The sequence below is a fragment of the Nitrospina watsonii genome, assembly GCF_946900835.1.
In the GTDB taxonomy this organism is placed as follows: domain Bacteria; phylum Nitrospinota; class Nitrospinia; order Nitrospinales; family Nitrospinaceae; genus Nitrospina; species Nitrospina watsonii.
The window spans coordinates 1,325,735-1,344,324 of sequence record NZ_OX336137.1 but is presented as its reverse complement, the minus strand read 5'-3'; the positions used below and the strand labels follow the sequence as shown (position 1 = coordinate 1,344,324).

Below are 18,590 nucleotides of genomic sequence, written 5' to 3'. Positions count from 1 at the left end.
TGATACCAGAGGGAGTCATGTCCGATTCGAGATTCATAGACCACGGCAACGACACCGTGACCGATACCACCACCGGGCTGACCTGGCTGAAAAAAGACACCCGCCAGATGCTGGGACGCTGGCGCAACCTCGAACAATGCAAGGAGTATGCAGAGCAGTTGAATCAGGAAAAGTTCGCAGGCTTTGACGACTGGAGGGTGTGCCGGCTGGAAGACATCAAAACCATTTACGATAAAAACTCGCAACTGAAAGCCAAGGGTGGAGACATGATCCACCTGCCCTCGGTGTTCGAGCCGGACTGCGCCGACGTGACCTGGACGGACACGGTGAACGGGGACCGGGCGATGATGTACAACCTCATCAAGGGCCGTTCGAACTGGATCAACAAGCTGGGAGAGGGTCCTTTTGCCGCGCGGTTGGTGCGGGGCGAGCGGGAACACGGGGAGTGATGGGCTGAGGCCCGCCGGTGCGCTGTCGGCGCGCGGGACCAACGTGAATCAGACGGGAGTGTTGCGGATACTGGTCACAATCATCCAGACCCCCATGCCGATGAGGATGGCGGCGAAGCCCAGCTTGAAATAGGTTTCCGGAATCTGCTTGAGAATGAGGGGCCCAAGTTGGGCTCCCATCACTCCCCCCACGGCCAGCATCGCCCCCATCCTGAAATCCACGTGACCCAGGCGGCCATGCGCCACGAGCGACGAGACCGCGATCAGCAGGATCACCATGAACGAGGTCCCGACAGCCGTTTGTGCCTTGTGCCCCAGGTAAATCAATAAAGGGACCACCAAAAAGCCTCCACCCAGTCCACTGAGAGAGGACAGCGCGCCGACGCCGATTCCCATCAATACACACACGATCCATTCCACGGGGTCACCCTCCTTCCACATATTTGGTTTCCAACTCATCGACCACCGCACAGCCGATGGAGTCGCCCCACACATTCACCGCCGTGCGGAAGCGGTCCAAAAACCAGTCGATGGCCGTCACCATGCCGATGCCTTCCGTCGGCAGGCCGACCGATTGCAGCACCATCACCATGGTCACCAGTCCGGCTTCGGGAATGCCCGCGGCGCCGATGGCCGCCAGCGATGCCGTAAGAAAAATAATGATCTGCTGCATCAGGGTCAGTTCGATGCCCAGCATCTGGGCGATGAAGATGGCGGCCACCGATTCATACAACGCCGTGCCGTCCATATTGACCGTGGCGCCGATGGGCAGGACAAACAGGGAGGCGCGCCGGGACACACGATTGTACTGCTCCGCGCATTCGATGGTCACCGGCAGGGTGGCGGAACTGCTGGCGGTGGAGAACGCGGTGGTCAGGGCCTGCATGGCGTTTTTGAAATACCGCCACGGGTTGCGCCGGGTCACCCCTACCAGGATCAGCGGCAGCATCACGAGGCCATGCACCAGCAAACCGAGGATCACGGTGAACGCGAACTTGCCGATTTTCATCAACTCGGCCACAAACTGATCGCCGCCCCCGGCCGCGCCCAGCTTGGACGCGATGAGGGCGAAGATGCCGACGGGCGCCATGTACAGAATCAGGTGCACCATCTTCATGACGGCTTCATTGAGGACGTCGAAAAATCCGATCACCTGCCGGCCGCGCTCGCCCAGCGTGGTCAACACCCCGCCGAACACCAACGAAAAAATGATCAACGGCAGGATATCCATGTTCACCATCGCCTGCACCAGGTTGGGCGTGACGAAACTGACGAACAGGTCGGTGATGCCCGAGGCCTGCTTCAACGACTCGTCCGCCGCTTCGACGGTCATCTCCACGCCCTCTCCCGGCTGCATCAGGTTCACCACCACCAATCCAATGACCACGGAAATTGCCGTCGTGGTCAGAAAATACGCCAGCGTGATGACGCCCGTTTTGCCGACTTTGGTGATATCGCCCAAACCGGCGATGCCGACGATCAGGGAAGACAACACCAGCGGAATGACCATCATCTTGAGCGCGTTGAGAAAGATTTCGCCGATCCAGTCCACCACGTGCATTTTGGGACCGAAGAACCAGCCGCACAATCCGCCCGCTACAATTCCGATCAGAATCAGGTACAACAGAAGATTGCTGGAATTTTTGTTGTTGGCATCGATCATGATTTTCAGGCACCATTCTACAGGGGTGGACAAATCACGCTATAATACACTCACTGTCAGGGAACTGAAACAATGGACCGGAAATTCATGTCAATTCAGGGGAGGAAACCATGACCGAAACCGCCCAACTGGTGCTGAATGGGACCACGTACGAACTGCCCGTGATCGAAGGGAGCTGCGGCGAAAAAGCCATCGATATTTCGTCACTGCGTTCGAGCACCGGCTACATCACCTTCGACCCCGGCTATGTCAGCACCGGCAGTTGCCGCAGCGACATCACTTTTCTGGATGGCGAGAAAGGAATTCTGCTGTACCGGGGCATTCCCATCGAGCAACTGGCGGAGCACAGCAATTTCATCGAAACCGCGTATCTGCTGATCTATGGGCACCTGCCCACGCGGTCGGAGCTGGATTACTTCCAGTACCACGTCACGCACCATTCGATGGTGCATGAGTCGATCAAAAAACTGTACGACGGTTTTCCCAACAATCCCCACCCGATGGCGGTGTGCAGCGCCGTGGTCGGGGCGCTGGCGACCTTTTACCAGGACCAGTTCAACAACCAGACGGCGCGGGAAATCGAGATCACCATCCACCGTCTCATGGCCAAACTGCCGACCATCGCCGCCTACAGTTACAAGAAATCGAAGGGGCAGCCGTTCATGTATCCGCAGAATCATCTCGACTACACCAACAACTTCCTCAATATGATGTTCGCCACCCCTTGCGAAAAATATGAAGTCAATCCGGTTGCCGCCAAGGCGCTCGACGTGCTGCTCATGCTGCACGCCGATCACGAACAGAACTGCTCCACCAGCACGGTGCGCCTCGTGGGCAGTTCCCGCTGCAACCTGTATTCATCGGTTTCGGCGGGAATTTATGCCTTGTGGGGTCCGTTGCACGGCGGCGCCAACCAGGCGGTGGTGGAGATGTTGCAGAGAATCCAGGACGAAGGCGGAGACGTTAAGAAATATGTAGAGAAGGCAAAAAAACCCAACGAGGAAGGCTCCTCGCGCCTGTTCGGCTTCGGCCACCGCGTGTACAAAAATTTCGATCCGCGTTCGAAGATCATCAAGAAAATGGCGCACGAGGTGTTGGAAAAACTGAAGGTCAAGGAGCCTCTGCTCGACATCGCTCTGGAGCTGGAAGAGATCGCCATCAAGGACGACTACTTCGTCTCGAAAAAGCTGTACCCGAACGTGGATTTTTATTCAGGCATCATTTACAAGGCGCTGAACATCCCGGTACACATGTTTCCGGTGATGTTCGCCATCGGCAGGCTGCCGGGGTGGATCGCCCACTGGGTGGAGTTGCAGACCGACCCGGACTTCCGCATCGGTCGCCCCCGCCAGATCTATCAAGGCGAAACCCGGCACGACTATGTGCCGCTGGCAAAACGGAAATGACTGAAGGAGAGTCTTTTTACAAGGGCTCGATGGTGCAGCGGAACGGATAATTCTCCAGCGCCGCAGCTTTGTGGACCTGGTCCACTTTGAACTCGGCCCGTTCCAGCGGCAGGGTGTCCACATGCGCATGGCCGGAGTAATGCACCTCCAGCATGAGCCGTTCGGCGCTGGGGTAATCTTTTCCGAACACCCGGAACAGCATGCGGATGACGAACTCCATGGTGGTGACGTCGTCGTCCCACATGATCACCCTGTACAACGGCATGTATCCCGTGCGATTGCGCGAATCGGGTATGACAACAGTATCCGGCGCTTCTGGAAGGGTTTCTATTTCGGTTTCTGGTAAGGTTTCGGTAGTCATGATGACTAATCTTTGAAAAACTGTTTTATGCTACCCGGTCTTTTGGTTTAAGATGTTCCGGTTTGCAGACTTTGTGTTTTTAACAATATTGTATTCAACTTTGCGCTGATTTCAAGCATCTTGCCCATGAGATTCCTCAATCGCCGCCCCCACTTAAAAATTTTACTGTTAAATGGGTTTATTTTCGTGCTCTGCATGGGATTTCTGGTAGCTGTGGAGCTGTTTGCCGCCTACCTGCCCCTGTTCGCCCAACCCGCCGGGCAACTTCAGCATGTGATCAACCCCAAAGGGGAATACAGTCTGTACAGCCCGCAGGGGGACATCCGCCGCTTCAACGGCGAGGTTCTGAAATGGGACGTGAACTTCCTGTTTTTCACCAACTCCGCCTCGGTCGAAGTCAAGTTCTTCAAGGAAGACAACGTTTACCACTCCACCCTGCTGGCGGAAACCAAGGGCTTCGTCGGATTCTTCACCGCCTACCGCAAGCACTTTTACCATTCCAAGTTCGACATCATCGACGAGGGCAACCGGGTGCGCACCTCCCGCTTCATCCGCCAGGTTATCGTCGGTGACCGGGTGGAGGAAACCAGCCACATCCTTGATTACGGCAGCCGCAACCATTTCTGGATGGACTACGTAAACAAGAACATGGAAGACCAGGGCCGGGAAGACATTCCCAAGGGCATCTATTTCGACGACATCCTGGCCGCCTTCTACAACTTCCGCAACGAGGTCTATGGCAAGGTGGACAAGGGCAAAGGTTACTTCATCAACACCATCCCGGAAAAAAGCATGAAGGCCATCCAGGTCTATATTTATACCGATGAAGAAAAACGCAACGCCGCCAACAGCGATGCTCTCAAGCCGCAGAATGAGTATCTGATCAAGATCAAGATCCCCAAGGACGTCTTCAAAACCAAGGACGGCGAATTGATTTTCTGGACCTCCCCACACCTCATTCCGCTGGAGACCACCATCAAAAATTACATTCTCTTAGGGGACCTGCACGGAAAATTCCGGGGCGGAGTGTTCCCGGCCTCGAACGACGTCGCCGAAGTCACACACGATCAATCGCAGAGCCAGTAGCCCCCACCCCGTTCAAACATCCCAGGTAGGCAGCGGCGGATCTTGCCAGATGTTCACTTCCGTGGCCTCATCCAGTTCGACGTGACCGAAGGTGGCTGAATACGGTTGTGTGCCCTCGCAATCAAAATCCACTTTGATCTTGTCGATGTCCCACGTCCCCGCCTCCGGCCCCACCAGCGTCATGGAATGCGCAAAGCTGGACACGTCGAACCCGCTCTCAAAGGTCTGGCCGGGCCCCACATCCCCCTTGCATTCCTCAAAGGGCACCTTGTGGTTGTTGATGGTGAAATAAACAGGTTGCTGCGTCCCTGTTTTTCCGGTCTCGATGCGGATTTGGAATCGGTTCAATTTCGGCATGGATCACCTCAGGAAAAATAGGGATTGGTTCCGGCCGCATGGTCGGTTTCGTCCAGAATCGCGCCGACATAAGGCACCGCGGTGCGGAACGCGTTATGGATCCCCTGCTTCAAGGTCAGGTCCGCCGCGCTGCATCCCTGGCACCCGCCGCCCATGACGATGTGTACGGTGTTGCCCTCGACTTTTTTCAGCACGATCAATCCGCCGTGCGCCGCCACACCGGGGTTCACCTCGCCATCGATCACTTTCTGAATGTCCAGGCGCACGACGTCTTCTTCCGGAATCGATTGTTTGATGGCGTCGGAAATCAACGGCTCGCCGGACTCGATGGCTTCGCGCATGGCCGCGCCCAACTGCTCCGCAAACGCCTTCCACTGTTCCACCGACGCCGCCTCGGTGCGCGTGACCACCGCCGTGGAACCCTGCACCAGCAGGGTCTCGACCTTCTCGACGCTGAACACCGCCTCGGCGAGACGCGACCCGGCGGCACTTTCAAACGACGCAAAATGCCAGGAGTAGCCTTCGAACAACGGCCGGTTGACCATCAGCTTCAGGGAATCCCGCATGCCGGAAAGTTCCGCCTTGATCAGCACCTTGTCGGATTTACGATGAGTGGGGTCCTGCTCAATGAGTATCGGGGCCTGGATCACCCGCCGCCGGAGCGGCGCTTCAGTCATGTCCGGCGCAGCGGGCGCGGTCGTAGTCGAAGCGGTTTCCGCAGTCTCCGCATCCCGGCTGCCGGGCCCGAACAGATTCGTTAGTTTTTTCAATATGGAATTCACGCAATAAGCTCCTTGCTATCGATCACAAATGAGAACGTCACCGAGTCTCATGATTAAACTCAATTCTACAATCTAAAGGCATCCTGAATCACCTCTATTTTCCATTCTACAGGATTTTCCGGGTCGCCGGTGATGGCGACGACATCGAAACGGCAGGTGCGACCGGTCACTTTATGCTGCACCAGAAACTGCCGCGCCACCTGCCCGATCTTGCGCTGCTTGTGCGCGGTCAGGGCCTCGGCGGGATGCCCCTTTTCCGTATCGGCGCGGGACTTGACTTCGATGAACACCAGGGCCTGGTGGTGTTCGCCGATGATGTCGATCTCTCCGGCGCTGGACCGGTAGTTGGTTTCGAGGATGCGGTAACCCTGGCTTTTGAGATGGCGCACCGCCGCCTTCTCCCCTTCCCGGCCGAAATCCAGTCTGCCTTGAGTCATCGTCCCTCACTCGCAATTGCCCGGCTGCCCGTCTCCTGTTATGCTTCCCGCCATGGTACTCGGCATTGAAGACATCACCGGCGGCACCACCATCCTGAGCATTCTGATCTGGCTCGGTCTCACCGGCCTGTTCTACCTCGTCTGTTACATGGCGGCGCTCAATATCTCCGACGACCTCACCGGCAACCATCCGATCAAGCTGTTGCTGATGGGCGGCATCGCCCCCGTTTCCGCCTTCCTCATGGCATTGTTCGACTACAACCCGACCTTGCTGTTCGTGCTGATGGCCATCTCCAATTTCTACCGGGTGCGGGACATTTCCCAACCCGGCGTCACCCGCTTCAACGGCCAAAGCGCGAAGAAACCCTTGTTCTACGGCGCCAGCTACCTGTACATCGCCGCCGTGTTCGGCCTCGCCTTGTGGTTTCAGAATCCGGTGGAGGCCGGCGGCATCGAGCAGCCGTACTGGAAGACCTGGTTGCCGCAGGAAGCGCCGTAACCGCTCACTCGCCCTGCCTGAGGCGTCGCCAGCGCGGCAGCCACATGCCCGTGCGGCGGCGGTAGTGGAGATAATCCTCGCCGAATTTGTCCCGCAAGCCTTTTTCCTCGTAATGAATCCGGTACTGGAAGCCGAACGCCGCCGACAGCAGTCCCAGCACTCCCGCCAGCCAGCTATGGGTGGTCAGGGCATAAGCCAGAATCACGATCATCATCGCCGTGTAGGAGGGATGGCGCACAAAGCGGTAGAGGTGGCTGGTCTTCAACTGCTGGTCGTCACGGAACACAATGTCGAACTTGAACGCCGTCGCCCCCAGCTGATACACCGCCAGCACGCGCAGGATCGATCCCAAAAGAAATACCGCCACGATGACACCCATCTCCACGCCGCTCAACGGCACCGTGCTCATGCGGGCGACGAAGGACAGCCCGATCAACGCCGCCGCAATCGGCAACACATGGCCGATCAGTTGCTGGATGTGCTCGCGGTCGAACGTCGCGTCGCGGGGCTTGACGGTGATGACGAAGATGACCACCTCGATGACGCCGAACACCAGGTTCTGGAACGACACCAGCAGGAAGCGCCCCGCATTGTCCGCATCGAGTCCCCAAGGCAGCAGCGGCAACAGGTAGATCACACCCACCATGAGGGTCGTGAAGTTGTAATTGATGTACAGGGCCACGGCAAAAACCGACAGGTACACCAGGAAGTTGGCCCACACCCACAGGTGGGCGGCATCCAGAAAGGTCATGCCCGCGTCCCCGATCATCCGATCAACATCCTTTCTATCAACGGCTTGGATTGCCCGCCATCGATGGCCCCTGCCATCTTCTCACCCCGGGGGTAAGAATTTGATTTTAAAAAATTTTATAGATTATTGAAAGTGTTGAGGTGACAACTCCGACCTCAAATCTGAAAATACCCGTTTTAAAGCTTGATTCCACTGTTTTTTGAGCACATTTTATTATATGATGACTGCATCAGAGCCGGTATGAAATTGCCCGAATAATTTGTAGAATCAATGTTTTCGAGGCCCTGCCCGCTCCCTTTCGGTCACTAAAAGACAGCGCCCGCACCCAGGGCGCATGCATACATATTCATGTCATTTGTTTTTGGATTGTCATCATGGACTTAAAATCATTGGACATCCCGCCGGAAGTCCGGCAGGAGCTGGAAGATTTTGCGGCGGAGGTAGAACGCCTCGAAAAGGGCGAAGTCAGCGAAGAGGAATTCAAACGCTTCCGCCTGCAACACGGCATTTACGGCCAGCGCCAGCCCGGCCAGGTGCAGATGATCCGCACCAAGCTCCCGCTCGGTCGCTACAGCACCGAGCAGATGATCGCGCTGGCGGATTTCGCGGACAAGTATTCGAACAAAGTCCTGCACGTCACCACTCGGCAGGACATCCAGTTCCACTTCGTGGCCCTGGAAGACGTGCCTCAGGGATTGCAGGACCTGGCCGCGCATGGCATCACCACGCGCGAAGCCTGCGGCAACACCGTGCGCAATGTCACCGCCTGCCACAAGGCGGGAACCTGCAAGGAAGAAACCTTCGACGTGCTGCCTTACGCACGCGCCGTCTCGCGCTTTCTGTTGCGGCATCCATTGACGCAGAACCTGCCGCGCAAATTCAAGATCAGCGTCGGTGGCTGCAATGGCTGCGGCCTGTCTCCCATCCACGACATCGGCCTGAACGGCGTGGTGCGCGAGGGTCAACGCGGATTCCGCATGGTCATCGGCGGCGGTCTCGGGTCCTCGCCACGGCTGGCCCGGCACTTCTCCGATTTCGTCGCAGCGGAAGACCTGTTGCGCACCTGCGAAGCGGTCATCCGCGTGTTCGATCAGCACGGCGACAAGAAAAACCGCAACAAGGCGCGTTTCAAATATGTGCTCGATAAATACGGCGTCGACAAAACCCGCGCCCTGGTCGAGGAGCAATTCCAGAAACTGGAAGGCAAAACGTTCCCAGCCATCGACGTGCCCGGCGAAAGCATTCCGGCGATTCGCGACTTCACCCCCAACCGGGACTTCGACAACGACCCGGATTTCAAAAACTGGGTGCAGCGCAACACCTCGCCGCAGCGGCAGGACGGGTTTTACAACGTGCACATCAAATTGCAGCTGGGCGACCTGACCAGCGAGCACGCCCGCGTCATCGCCCACGTGGTGGACCAGGTGGCGGGCGGGCAACTGGTGAACACCGTGCACCAGAACATCATGATCCCGTGGGTGAAACCAGACGCCTTCGGCAACATTTTCGCCGAGCTCAAAAAAATCGGCCAGCACAAGGCGGGCACCGAAGAGTTGAAGGACATGACCTGCTGTCCGGGGTCGGAGACCTGCAACCTCGGCATCACCCATTCGCGCGGCCTCATCAACCAGCTCACCGAAGACGTCGAAAACCTGTACACCGGTTCGAACGATCTCGACGCCATTTCGATCAAGGCCAGCGGCTGCCCCAACTCCTGCGGCCAGCACCACATCGCCGACATCGGGTTTTCCGGCGGCGCGAAGAAGGTCAACGGCGTGCTGGCGCCGCATTACGAAATGATGCTGGGCGGACGCATCTCGGAGTCAGGCGCGCAGTTTGGCGAACACGTCGTCAAGATCCCGGCCAAGAACGTGCCTTTGGCCACGCGCCGCACCGTGGACGCCTACAAGCGCGACCGCAAGAACGACGAATCGTTCCCGCAATTTTATGACCGCGTCGGCAAGGGGTACTTCGGCGAACTGCTTTCGGACCTCAAGGAACTGCCGTCCATCACCGAGTCGCCGCAGTCGTACGTCGATTACCATTCGACCGAAAAGTTCACGCTCGATGACCGTGGGCAGGGCGAGTGTGCCGGAGCCGTCACCGACATGATCACCGATCACCTTTCCGAAGCCGAGCGCGCCCTGTTCCAGAGCACGCGGGCGTTCGAGAAGGAACTGATTGCCGATTCCGTGCGTCAGGCCAACCGGTCGCTGGCATTGGCGGCACGTGCCTTGCTCGTCACCGAGGGCATGGACTTCGAAGACAACCTCGAAACCATGAGCAAATTCGAGTCGCTGATCGTCGAAACCGGCATCGTCGCGGAAACTCACGCCGGCGTGGTCGAACGCTTCCAGAAAGATCCGGAATCGGCCGATGCCGACTTCGCGCAGGGGATGATCGATGAATCCAAGGCGCTGATCGACGAATGCCGCAAGGCGTACACCAAGATGCAGACCGAGAAGTCCCTGCGTATCCGCGTCACCGACGAGATCGCCGAGCAGAAAAAGAAAGCGCCTTCGACTCCCGGCAACGGTTCCGCCACCGCCACGGCGGCGGCGGTTGACGCCAAGATCGATCTCAAGGGCGTCAAGTGTCCGTTCAATTACGTCAAGACCAAGCTCAAGCTGGAAACCATGAATTCCGGGCAAAAGCTGGAAGTTCTTTTGGACGACGGCGAACCTGCGGAAAACGTTCCCCGCAGCGTCCAGAACGATGGACACAAACTGGTGTCGCACGTGCAGGACAACGGGCACCACATCATCGTCATCGAAAAAGCATAGAAGGTTCCCAGCCGAATGTTGAAAAGTATGACCGGCTTCGGCCGGTCAGAAAAACAGAGCGGAGCGTTTGCGTGCAAAGTGGAAATCCGCTCGGTCAACAACCGTTTCATTGAAGCCAACACCCGCCTGCCGAAGCACCTCAGCGCACTCGAACTTCCTTTAAAAAAACGCATCAAGGCCCGCTGCGCGCGCGGCTCGTTCGACGTGTTCGTCACGCTGGAACAGGCCGAGGGGGAAGCCGCCGACCAGAAACTGCAACCCAACTTCGAGCTGGCCAGCCAGTACGTGGAGGCCGCGCGGCAGTTGAAGGAAAAGCTGGGACTCAGCGGCGACCTGCCACTGGAGACGTTGCTGAATGTGCGCGACATCCTCGTCGTCGAGCCGCTGGTCCTCGATGCCTCGCAGGAGTCGATGATCCTGGAAACCGTCGAGGACGCGTTGACGGCGCTCATCCGCATGCGCGAGGAGGAAGGCGCCAACCTGGAAGCCGAACTGACTCAGCAGATCCGAAAGATTGTCGAACACGTGGAAGCCATCCGCGAACGGCAACCGATTGTGGTCGAGGCCTACCGCGAACGGCTGCGTGAAAAGATCCAGACGCTCACCAACGGCCAGGAGTACGATGCCACCCGGCTGGCGCAGGAAACGGCCTTCATGGCGGAGCGTTGCGACATCGCGGAAGAAATCACCCGCCTGCACAGCCACCTCGGGCAGTTCCAGGAATTGCTGGGTTCCAAGGAACCGGCGGGCCGCAAACTGGAATTCATCACGCAGGAAATCAACCGCGAGACCAATACCATCGGTTCCAAAGCCGCGGACTATCCGACCTCCCAGTCGGTGATCGAAGTCAAAAGCATTCTGGAAAAAATCCGCGAACAGTTGCAGAATATCGAGTAAGTTCTCGACATAGCCCATTCGAGCGAACCCATGGCCAACTCCAGATCGCAGAGCAACAGCCTCCTCATCGTCCTTTCCGCGCCTTCGGGCACGGGCAAGACCACGGTGTGCCGGCGGCTGCGGGAAATGCAGCCGGAGTTGAAGTTTTCCGTTTCGCACACCACCCGCCCGCCGCGCCAGAACGAGCGCAACGGCATCGATTACCATTTCATCAACGGCGAGCAGTTCGAAACGATGCAGAAGAACGACGAGTTTCTGGAATCCGCCTGGGTGCACAACCATTTCTACGGCACGGCGTGCGAGACCCTGCGCCGTCACCGGGAACGCGGCGAGGACGTTGTTCTCGAACTCGATCCGCAGGGCGCGGCGTCCATCCGCAAACTGAATCTCGATGCGGTGTTCATTTTCATCCTGCCGCCATCCCTTCAGGAACTGGAACGCCGCCTGCGCAAACGCAACACCGAGTCGGATGAAAAAATCACCGAACGCCTCATCGCAGGCAAAATGGAAATTGCCCAGTATCATCTGTACGATTACATCGTGGCCAATCACGACGTCGAAGAAACGGTTCAGACGTTGCTGTGCATCATCCATGCGGAAAAATACCGGAGCACGCGGTTCCAAACCGAATGCCCGGTGATCGGCGACATTTTAAAATCAGGCTGACAACAACATGGCAAAGGTGAATCTCGACCATCTGGTCAAAGACAAGATCAAAGCGCTGAAGGCGTACCACGTGGAGAATTTCGACTGCCCCATCAAACTCCACGCCAATGAAAACTCGTTTCCGCCGCCGTCGGAAATCCTCGACCTGTTTCAGGACACCTTCCGCACGTTTCAGTTGAACCGCTACCCGGACCCGGCCAGCCAGCGGTTGAAGGACGTGCTGGCGAAACGCCTGTCGGTGACGCCCGAACAACTCGCCATCGGCAACGGGTCCGACGAGTTGATCCAGATCCTGATCCAGATTTTCTGCAACGCCGGCGACACCGTCGCCTTCCCCGACCCCACCTTCGCCATGTATTCGATCATAGCCAAGGGCATGGGTCTCCAGACGGAACAGTTCCCGCTTGATGAATGCTGGGATTTCAAGGCCGAGCCGTTTCTCGACATGCTGGAGCGGACCCAGGCGCGCATCGTTTTTTTCAGTTACCCCAACAACCCGACCGGCAATTGTTTTTCTGCGGCGGAAATCCAGAAAGTGATCGAGGGGTTCCAGGGCATCACCGTGCTGGACGAGGCGTATTACGATTTCGCCCGCTCCACCTTTCTCGACCAACTGGGCACGCACAACAATCTCATCCTGCTGCGCAGCCTGTCCAAGATCGGGTTAGCGGGCCTGCGCGTCGGCTACGCCGTCGCCGATCCGGCGATCATCGAACAGATCGACAAAATCCGCCTGCCTTACAACTCCAACACCGTCTCGCAGGAACTGTCCGCCGTGCTGCTCGACCGGTTCGGACCGGTGCAACAACAGATCGATCAGATTCTGGAACAGCGCGACTGGCTGGCCCGGGCGCTGGCGGAAATCCCCGAACTTCAAGTGTTTCCTTCGGACTCCAATTTCATTTTATTCCGCGTTCATCGTAGCTCCGAAGAGGTGTTCAATCGCCTCGTGGAAAAAGGTATACTGGTGCGGGATCTCAGCAGTCATCCCCGGCTCAAAAACTGTCTGCGTGTCACCATCGGCACGCATGACGAAAACGCCGAGTTCATCACGCAGATCAGATCGATTATAAGGGCGGGATAAGCCGAGGGGACGGCTCCGATCCCGGTGAGGCTGTTTCCATGAAGCGTTACCTGAAGACGTCGCTGCTGGCGGGGCTGCTGTTGTTACTGGTCGGGGGATTCCTGTTTTCCTTCTGGTTGCACTCCTACTCCACCTCGCCCCTGTCCACCTCGGCGTCCCCGGCCATCATCGAGATCGAACGGGGCAAAACCCTGAAGCAGGTGTCGCACCAGCTCAACGACCGCAACCTGATCGGCAATCCCAGCGGCTTCGTGCTGTTCGCATATCTCAATGGCAAGCAGAACCAGATCCGCGCCGGGGAGTACCGTCTGTCCGGCACCATGCCACCCAAGCAGATACTGGAAACCATCACCTCCGGCCATTCCATTCTGTACACGCTCACCGTGCCGGAAGGGTATCGCATTCTGGAGATCGCCGGGCTGGTGGAGGCGGCCGGGCTGGGTAGCCGCGAACGGTTCGTCGCGGAAACGCAAAACCGCGACCTGATCCAGACCGTGGATGCGAAGACGGAAGACCTGGAAGGCTACCTGTTTCCGGAAACCTACAAGTTTCCCAAAAACGCAGGCGAGCACCGCATCGTGGAAACCATGGTGCAAACCTTCCGCGACCGGGCCTACCGGGACACGTACCGGCAACGGGCCGAAGCCATGAACCTCAGCTTCCATGAGGTCGTCACGCTGGCTTCCATCATCGAAAAAGAAACCGGGGCGCCTTCCGAGCGCCAGATCATCTCATCCGTCTTCCACAACCGGCTCAAGCTCAACATGCGCCTGCAAACCGACCCGACGGTGATCTACGCGCTGGCGGACTTCGACGGCAATATCCGCAAGAAAGACCTCTCGGTCGAATCCCCTTACAACACCTACCTGTACCCCGGACTGCCGCCGGGCCCCATCGCCAATCCGGGGCTGGACAGCATCGAGGCGGCGCTCGACCCCGCCGACACCGATTATCTTTATTTTGTTTCGCGCCAGGACGGCACGCACAAGTTCTCCACCAATCTGAACGACCACAACAAGGCGGTGGTCAAGTATCAGCTTCAGGGCGGTTGACAGCAGGACTTTTCCTGCGAGCAGGACTTTTCCTGCGAGCCGGACTTTCCTGCGAAAGGAATTGTAGAAGGCGGGATCAGGAGGCGTGCGCCTGCAGGGAGTAGATGGCTTGCAGCCGGTCCACGTAGGCCGTCACCACCGGTTCCTCCTGCGGGAACTGACGCACGATGGCCTTGAGGCGGTTGATCGCCTGGCGGACACGGTCCGCATTCAAAAGCAGATCGACCAGCAGGTACTCGCTTTCGACGTTGGCGGACAGGGATTCCATGCCCGCTGTCAAGTCGGCGATGGCCTGGTCCACCTGTCCCTTCTCTATACTGGCCTCGACCCGGTTGCGCAGGCGGTGATGACGGTACCGGTCCACCGGGATCAGGAATCGACCGTAGTCGCCGATACCTTCAAACCAACTGAATTTGGACGCCGCGGCCATCGGTTCGAACTCGGCCCGCGTCCAGAAGGAAAGGTGCCGCTCGTACTCATTGCCATAGATGGCTTCCTGCTCCCGGTGTTCGCCCAGCGGGATGAACACCATGAGGTAGCCGGTGCAGTGCTCGGCGCACTTGTCCAGCATCTGCCAGGCGCGGTCCTTTGAAAAATGGTCGAGGCTGTCGCCCAGCACGATGGTTTCGTAACTGCCGAGGGAGTCGATGACCTCCAGCGCGTCGCCGATATGAATGGTGTCGTACAGCGCTTTGTGATGGCCCTGGATGTAATCGGGAAACGCCTCGATGCCATCGATCTGCACCTTCCAGTCGCCGGGACGGTACGACTGGTTCATCATGACGTCCAGAAACTCGCGCGCGAGGAAGCCGATTTTGCCGAATCCCACCCCGATATCGAGCAGGGAACGGGGTTTGGCGTAATTGAAAAAACCGATTACGGTTTCCAGACCGGAGTAAGTGCTGGTCGGCATGATGCCCATCCTGTGGATTGAGAGTGATTGATTTTATTGGCAATTTAAGTCCCTTATCGGCCCCGCTCGAAAATCCCTTGATAAAAAAATGAGGTTCTTTGGCGGCGATGCGCCGATTTGAGGTCAAAAATAATGAGGGGACCCGAATTTTTGCCACCCAACCCTTTTTTTCAGGCTGTTTGTGACGATAGGGAAGAAGGATTCACCCTACTGAAAACTTCGCCGAAGACCGCTATGACCAAAATCGCAGGCATCCTGCTGCTGACACTGTTGCTGGCGTTGGGAGGCCACGCCCCCGCATCCGCCGACTTTCTGCGCATGCAGGAATACAAGGATGCCCTGAAAGCCGATCCCAACGATTACATCGCCCATTTCGGGCTGGGGCGGGCCTACGCACAGATCGGCCTGTACGACAAGGCCATCGCCGAGTTCAAAACGGTGCTGGAGCTGGAACCGCTCTATTCCGCGGCCTACTATGAAATCGGCGAAGCACACACCCAGCTCGGGCACACCGAGCAGGCCGCCAAGGCATTCGATGAAGCGGTGCTGCTCGATCCTAATTTTGCGGACGCCCAGTACGGCCTGGGACACACGAATTTGAAACTCAAGCAATACGAAGACGCGCTGGAACACCTGACCAACGCCCTCAAGATCAATCCCCGCCTGCCGCGGGCGCATTTCGCGCTGGGCCAGACCCATGCCGAAACCGGCGCACACAAGCAAGCCATTTTGGAATATCAGACGGCGCTCCAGCTCAGCCCGCTGCATCCCGAATGGCGGTTTGCACTGGGGAACAGTTACGAAGCCTTGGCACAGTATGAAAAGGCCATCGACGCCTACCGGCAAACCCTCGACCTGAACAGCAACTACCACGAAGCCTATACCACGATCGGCCGCATTCACGTCAATACCGGTCGCCTGCAGGAGGCGTTGGAACCTCTCGAAAATGCCCTGCGCATCAACCCCAGGGACGCGCTGGCGCTGGAGTACCTGGGCCAAGCCAAAAGCCGCATGGGCCGGCACAACGAGGCCGTGATCGCGTTTAAAGAATTGACCTTCGTGCGCCCGCAAAAAGCAGCGAGCCATTTTCAACTGGGACATGAATACCTGATGCTGGGCGAGTTCAAGAAAGCGTTCGACTCCTTTCAAAACGCCCTGCGTTTCGATCCCGACGACCTCTCCACCCATTACCATCTGGGCCAGACTCTGGAGAGCCTCGACCGGCCCGAGGCCGCCATCGAACAGTATGAGGCCGTGCTGCGCCTGAATCCCAATCACGTCCCTGCCCACCGCCACATCGCCGACCTCAGCCTGGTGGCAGGCCGTTACGCGCGGGCGGCGGAAGAATTCCAGAACGTATTGCGACTCGATTCGGAAAACGGGGCCGTGCAATTGAAACTGGCGCGCACCTACGAAGAACTCAACCGGTGGGAGGACGCGGTGACGGCTTACAGGAAATCGCTCCGCTTCTTTCCGAACTCGGTGGCCATCTGGTTGAGCCTCGGCACCACCCAGTGGCGGCTTGGACATTATGAAGAGGCGATCGTGCCGCTTAAAGAAACGCTGCGCCGCAACCCCAACCATGCGCAGGCCTTCATGTACCTGGGCGATGCGTTGATGCGGCTGGGACAACTGGAAAAAGCCGAGTTTCCATTCAAGCGGGCGCTGCAACTGAACCCGAATCTAAAGGAAGCCGACTTCGGCCTCGGAGTCATTTATACAAAGCTGGATCAACACGCAGCGGCCATTGTCCACCTCGAACGGACCGTCGCCCGCGAGCCGGGCAACCATACGGCGCAGGCCATGCTGGGTGACAATCACATGGCGTTGGGGCAATACGCCAAAGCCGTGCCTGCCTTGCAAGCCGCGCTCAAGAGTACCTCGCAGCAGCAAAGCATTTTACTGAAACTGGGCAGCGCGTTCTGGCACCTCAAGCAACACGAACAGGCCCTGCTGACCTACAAACAGTCCATGCTGCTGGAACCGGGCAACCCTGGCATCTACAACCAACTGGGTACCATTTACAGTGAAATGGGACGCTACGCGGAAGCCATCAAAGCCTACAACCGGGCCATCCGCCTCAAGGCCGATTACTTCGAGCCGCGTTTCAGCTTGGGGTTGCTGTACGATCTGCTCGGACGTTACCAGGATGCGCTGACGGCTTTTGGCGCGGCACTCCACATCGATCCCAAAAATTCACAGGCCTATCTCAGCCGTGGCTGGGCGCTGATGCAACTCAAACGCTACCGCGAAGCCGTGCAGGCGTTCCGGGAAGGCACCCGCTACGATCCCAGCAACCCCGACGCCCATTTCAACCTGGGCGTGGCCTATGAAGCCGCGCACCAACCGGGAGAAGCCCAGGCAGCGTTTCAAATGGCCCTGCGCATCGACCCCGATCACACCGGTGCCCTCATCGGCCTGGCCGAGCTGCACCCGACACGCAGCCCCCGCCACAAAAATAAAAAATAGCATTTATTAACAGATACTTAAGACAGCTCTGTTAATAATTCAAATGATCTTGTTACCAGCCCTCCATTCCCCGCAACCCGCAGCTGTCTGCCGCGCTCCCCACAGCGCAAGGGGAACCTCAAAAACCTCGCCACCGCAGCGGCCCGCCCTCTGTTGACATTCTGAGGAGAACTCCCTGATACGCAACCTGTTAGCAAACCGGCTTGCGTCCTGGAACCCGGCGGAACCCGTTGTCTCGGGCGTATTTATCCAAGGGCATATTTAGGTTGACAGTCCATTGATGGGGTTTATATACTTCGTTTTTTCTTGCAGGTTTGATAAGATCAATCTGCAACGATTCAAACGAGTTACGGCTCAGTTTTGGACTGTCAACCCATCCATATAGAGACCCTCATGGACACTCAGGAAAACGAAGCCCCTCAGGAAGAGAATGCGACGGTCGCGGAAAGCACGCCGGAAGAAAAAAAGATCTGCATGGACACCGTCTATAAGATCATCAACAGCTTCCCCAACCGTTCCCGTCAGTTTCTGATTCCCCTGCTCACGAAGATCCAAAATGAGTTCCGCTTTTTGCCGGATGAAATCGTGGAAGTGGTGATGGAGGAATTGAACCTGAGCCGTGCGGAAATCTATGGCGTCATCTCGTTTTACCCCCAATACCGCACCGTTGAGCCGGGCAAGTACATTTTCAAACTGTGTTACGGCACGGCCTGCTTCGTCAAAGGCGCTCCCGTGATCGCGCAGAAACTGAAAGAGCGTTATTCCATGGGCAAAGGCGAGACCGACCCCAGCAAGCTGTTCACGCTGGAGTTTGCTTCGTGCCTTGGCAACTGCGGCGCCGCCCCGATGGCCATCATCGGCGAAGACACGCACGGGACCATCGATCCCGAAAAAACCTTCGAAATCTGTGACCATTACCAGCTATAAAAAATTCC

Annotated in this window: 19 protein-coding genes; 11 read left to right on the top strand and 8 right to left on the bottom strand. The window is 57.6% G+C overall.

The genetic code is table 11. The features are described from left to right. The first annotated feature begins 17 nt into the window (after positions 1 to 17). Entirely contained in the window at positions 18 to 449 is a 432-nt protein-coding gene (locus QML71_RS06150) for an Lcl domain-containing protein (protein ID WP_282011036.1), read from the top strand. 48 nt (positions 450 to 497) lie between these two features. On the opposite strand, the gene QML71_RS06145 is transcribed toward QML71_RS06150, so the two are convergent. Both QML71_RS06145 and QML71_RS06140 read right to left on the bottom strand, forming a co-directional pair. Beyond that, the gene (locus QML71_RS06145; RefSeq protein WP_282011035.1) at positions 498 to 869 is read right to left on the bottom strand and encodes a sulfite exporter TauE/SafE family protein; all 372 of its coding nucleotides are present in this window, start codon (positions 867 to 869) and stop codon (positions 498 to 500) included. 4 nt (positions 870 to 873) lie between these two features. Next, entirely contained in the window at positions 874 to 2,112 is a 1,239-nt protein-coding gene (locus QML71_RS06140; protein WP_345742342.1) for a dicarboxylate/amino acid:cation symporter, read from the bottom strand. Between the two features lie 110 nt (positions 2,113 to 2,222). Between QML71_RS06140 and QML71_RS06135 the strand changes: the two genes are divergently transcribed. Then, positions 2,223 to 3,518, top strand: a complete 1,296-nt coding sequence (locus QML71_RS06135) for a citrate synthase (protein ID WP_282011033.1) — start codon at positions 2,223 to 2,225, stop codon at positions 3,516 to 3,518. Positions 3,519 to 3,534: 16 nt separating this feature from the next. On the opposite strand, the gene QML71_RS06130 is transcribed toward QML71_RS06135, so the two are convergent. After that, positions 3,535 to 3,879, bottom strand: a complete 345-nt coding sequence (locus QML71_RS06130) for an ATP-dependent Clp protease adaptor ClpS (protein ID WP_282011032.1) — start codon at positions 3,877 to 3,879, stop codon at positions 3,535 to 3,537. A gap of 195 nt (positions 3,880 to 4,074) precedes the next feature. Between QML71_RS06130 and QML71_RS06125 the strand changes: the two genes are divergently transcribed. Then, the gene (locus QML71_RS06125) at positions 4,075 to 4,965 is read left to right on the top strand and encodes a DUF3108 domain-containing protein (RefSeq protein ID WP_282011031.1); all 891 of its coding nucleotides are present in this window, start codon (positions 4,075 to 4,077) and stop codon (positions 4,963 to 4,965) included. Positions 4,966 to 4,977: 12 nt separating this feature from the next. On the opposite strand, the gene QML71_RS06120 is transcribed toward QML71_RS06125, so the two are convergent. From QML71_RS06120 to QML71_RS06110, 3 genes are all read right to left on the bottom strand, one after another. Next, positions 4,978 to 5,322, bottom strand: a complete 345-nt coding sequence (locus QML71_RS06120) for a helicase (RefSeq protein ID WP_282011030.1) — start codon at positions 5,320 to 5,322, stop codon at positions 4,978 to 4,980. Between the two features lie 8 nt (positions 5,323 to 5,330). Beyond that, complete coding sequence (locus tag QML71_RS06115) at positions 5,331 to 6,104, bottom strand: NifU family protein (protein ID WP_282011029.1); 774 nt, start codon at positions 6,102 to 6,104, stop codon at positions 5,331 to 5,333. 65 nt (positions 6,105 to 6,169) lie between these two features. Continuing rightward, positions 6,170 to 6,541, bottom strand: coding sequence for a YraN family protein (locus QML71_RS06110; protein WP_282011028.1), 372 nt, complete (start codon positions 6,539 to 6,541; stop codon positions 6,170 to 6,172). Between the two features lie 52 nt (positions 6,542 to 6,593). Here QML71_RS06110 and QML71_RS06105 point away from each other — a divergent pair, with 52 nt between their 5' ends. Then, positions 6,594 to 7,040, top strand: a complete 447-nt coding sequence (locus tag QML71_RS06105; protein WP_282011027.1) for a hypothetical protein — start codon at positions 6,594 to 6,596, stop codon at positions 7,038 to 7,040. 4 nt (positions 7,041 to 7,044) lie between these two features. Here the strand turns inward: QML71_RS06105 and QML71_RS06100 are convergent, their stop codons facing one another. Next, positions 7,045 to 7,809 (bottom strand): methyltransferase family protein, encoded by a 765-nt coding sequence (locus QML71_RS06100; RefSeq protein ID WP_282011026.1) that lies wholly within the window; start codon positions 7,807 to 7,809, stop codon positions 7,045 to 7,047. A gap of 356 nt (positions 7,810 to 8,165) precedes the next feature. On the opposite strand from QML71_RS06100, the gene QML71_RS06095 reads away from it, so the two are divergent. Genes QML71_RS06095 through mltG form a run of 5 tightly spaced genes read left to right on the top strand, consistent with a single transcriptional unit; the run spans position 8,166 to position 14,273 of the window. Continuing rightward, complete coding sequence (locus tag QML71_RS06095; protein WP_282011025.1) at positions 8,166 to 10,574, top strand: ferredoxin-like domain-containing protein; 2,409 nt, start codon at positions 8,166 to 8,168, stop codon at positions 10,572 to 10,574. A gap of 15 nt (positions 10,575 to 10,589) precedes the next feature. Next, on the top strand, positions 10,590 to 11,471 hold the full coding sequence (locus tag QML71_RS06090; protein WP_282011024.1) for a YicC/YloC family endoribonuclease: 882 nt from the start codon (positions 10,590 to 10,592) through the stop codon (positions 11,469 to 11,471). Positions 11,472 to 11,501: 30 nt separating this feature from the next. After that, entirely contained in the window at positions 11,502 to 12,137 is a 636-nt protein-coding gene (gmk, locus tag QML71_RS06085) for a guanylate kinase (RefSeq protein ID WP_282011023.1), read from the top strand. Positions 12,138 to 12,144: 7 nt separating this feature from the next. Beyond that, a complete protein-coding gene (gene hisC, locus QML71_RS06080; protein ID WP_282011022.1) occupies positions 12,145 to 13,221 on the top strand; it encodes a histidinol-phosphate transaminase in 1,077 nt (358 codons plus the stop codon). A gap of 38 nt (positions 13,222 to 13,259) precedes the next feature. Further along, positions 13,260 to 14,273: an endolytic transglycosylase MltG gene (gene mltG, locus QML71_RS06075; protein ID WP_282011021.1), complete on the top strand. Its 1,014-nt coding sequence runs from the start codon at positions 13,260 to 13,262 to the stop codon at positions 14,271 to 14,273. A 76-nt stretch (positions 14,274 to 14,349) separates the two neighbouring features. Here mltG and QML71_RS06070 read toward each other — a convergent pair whose 3' ends face one another. Then, positions 14,350 to 15,186 (bottom strand): tetratricopeptide repeat protein, encoded by an 837-nt coding sequence (locus QML71_RS06070; RefSeq protein WP_282011020.1) that lies wholly within the window; start codon positions 15,184 to 15,186, stop codon positions 14,350 to 14,352. A gap of 234 nt (positions 15,187 to 15,420) precedes the next feature. Between QML71_RS06070 and QML71_RS06065 the strand changes: the two genes are divergently transcribed. After that, positions 15,421 to 17,655, top strand: a complete 2,235-nt coding sequence (locus tag QML71_RS06065) for a tetratricopeptide repeat protein (RefSeq protein WP_282011019.1) — start codon at positions 15,421 to 15,423, stop codon at positions 17,653 to 17,655. 393 nt (positions 17,656 to 18,048) lie between these two features. Continuing rightward, a complete protein-coding gene (locus tag QML71_RS06060) occupies positions 18,049 to 18,582 on the top strand; it encodes an NADH-quinone oxidoreductase subunit NuoE family protein (protein WP_282011018.1) in 534 nt (177 codons plus the stop codon). The last annotated feature ends 8 nt before the right edge of the window (positions 18,583 to 18,590 follow it).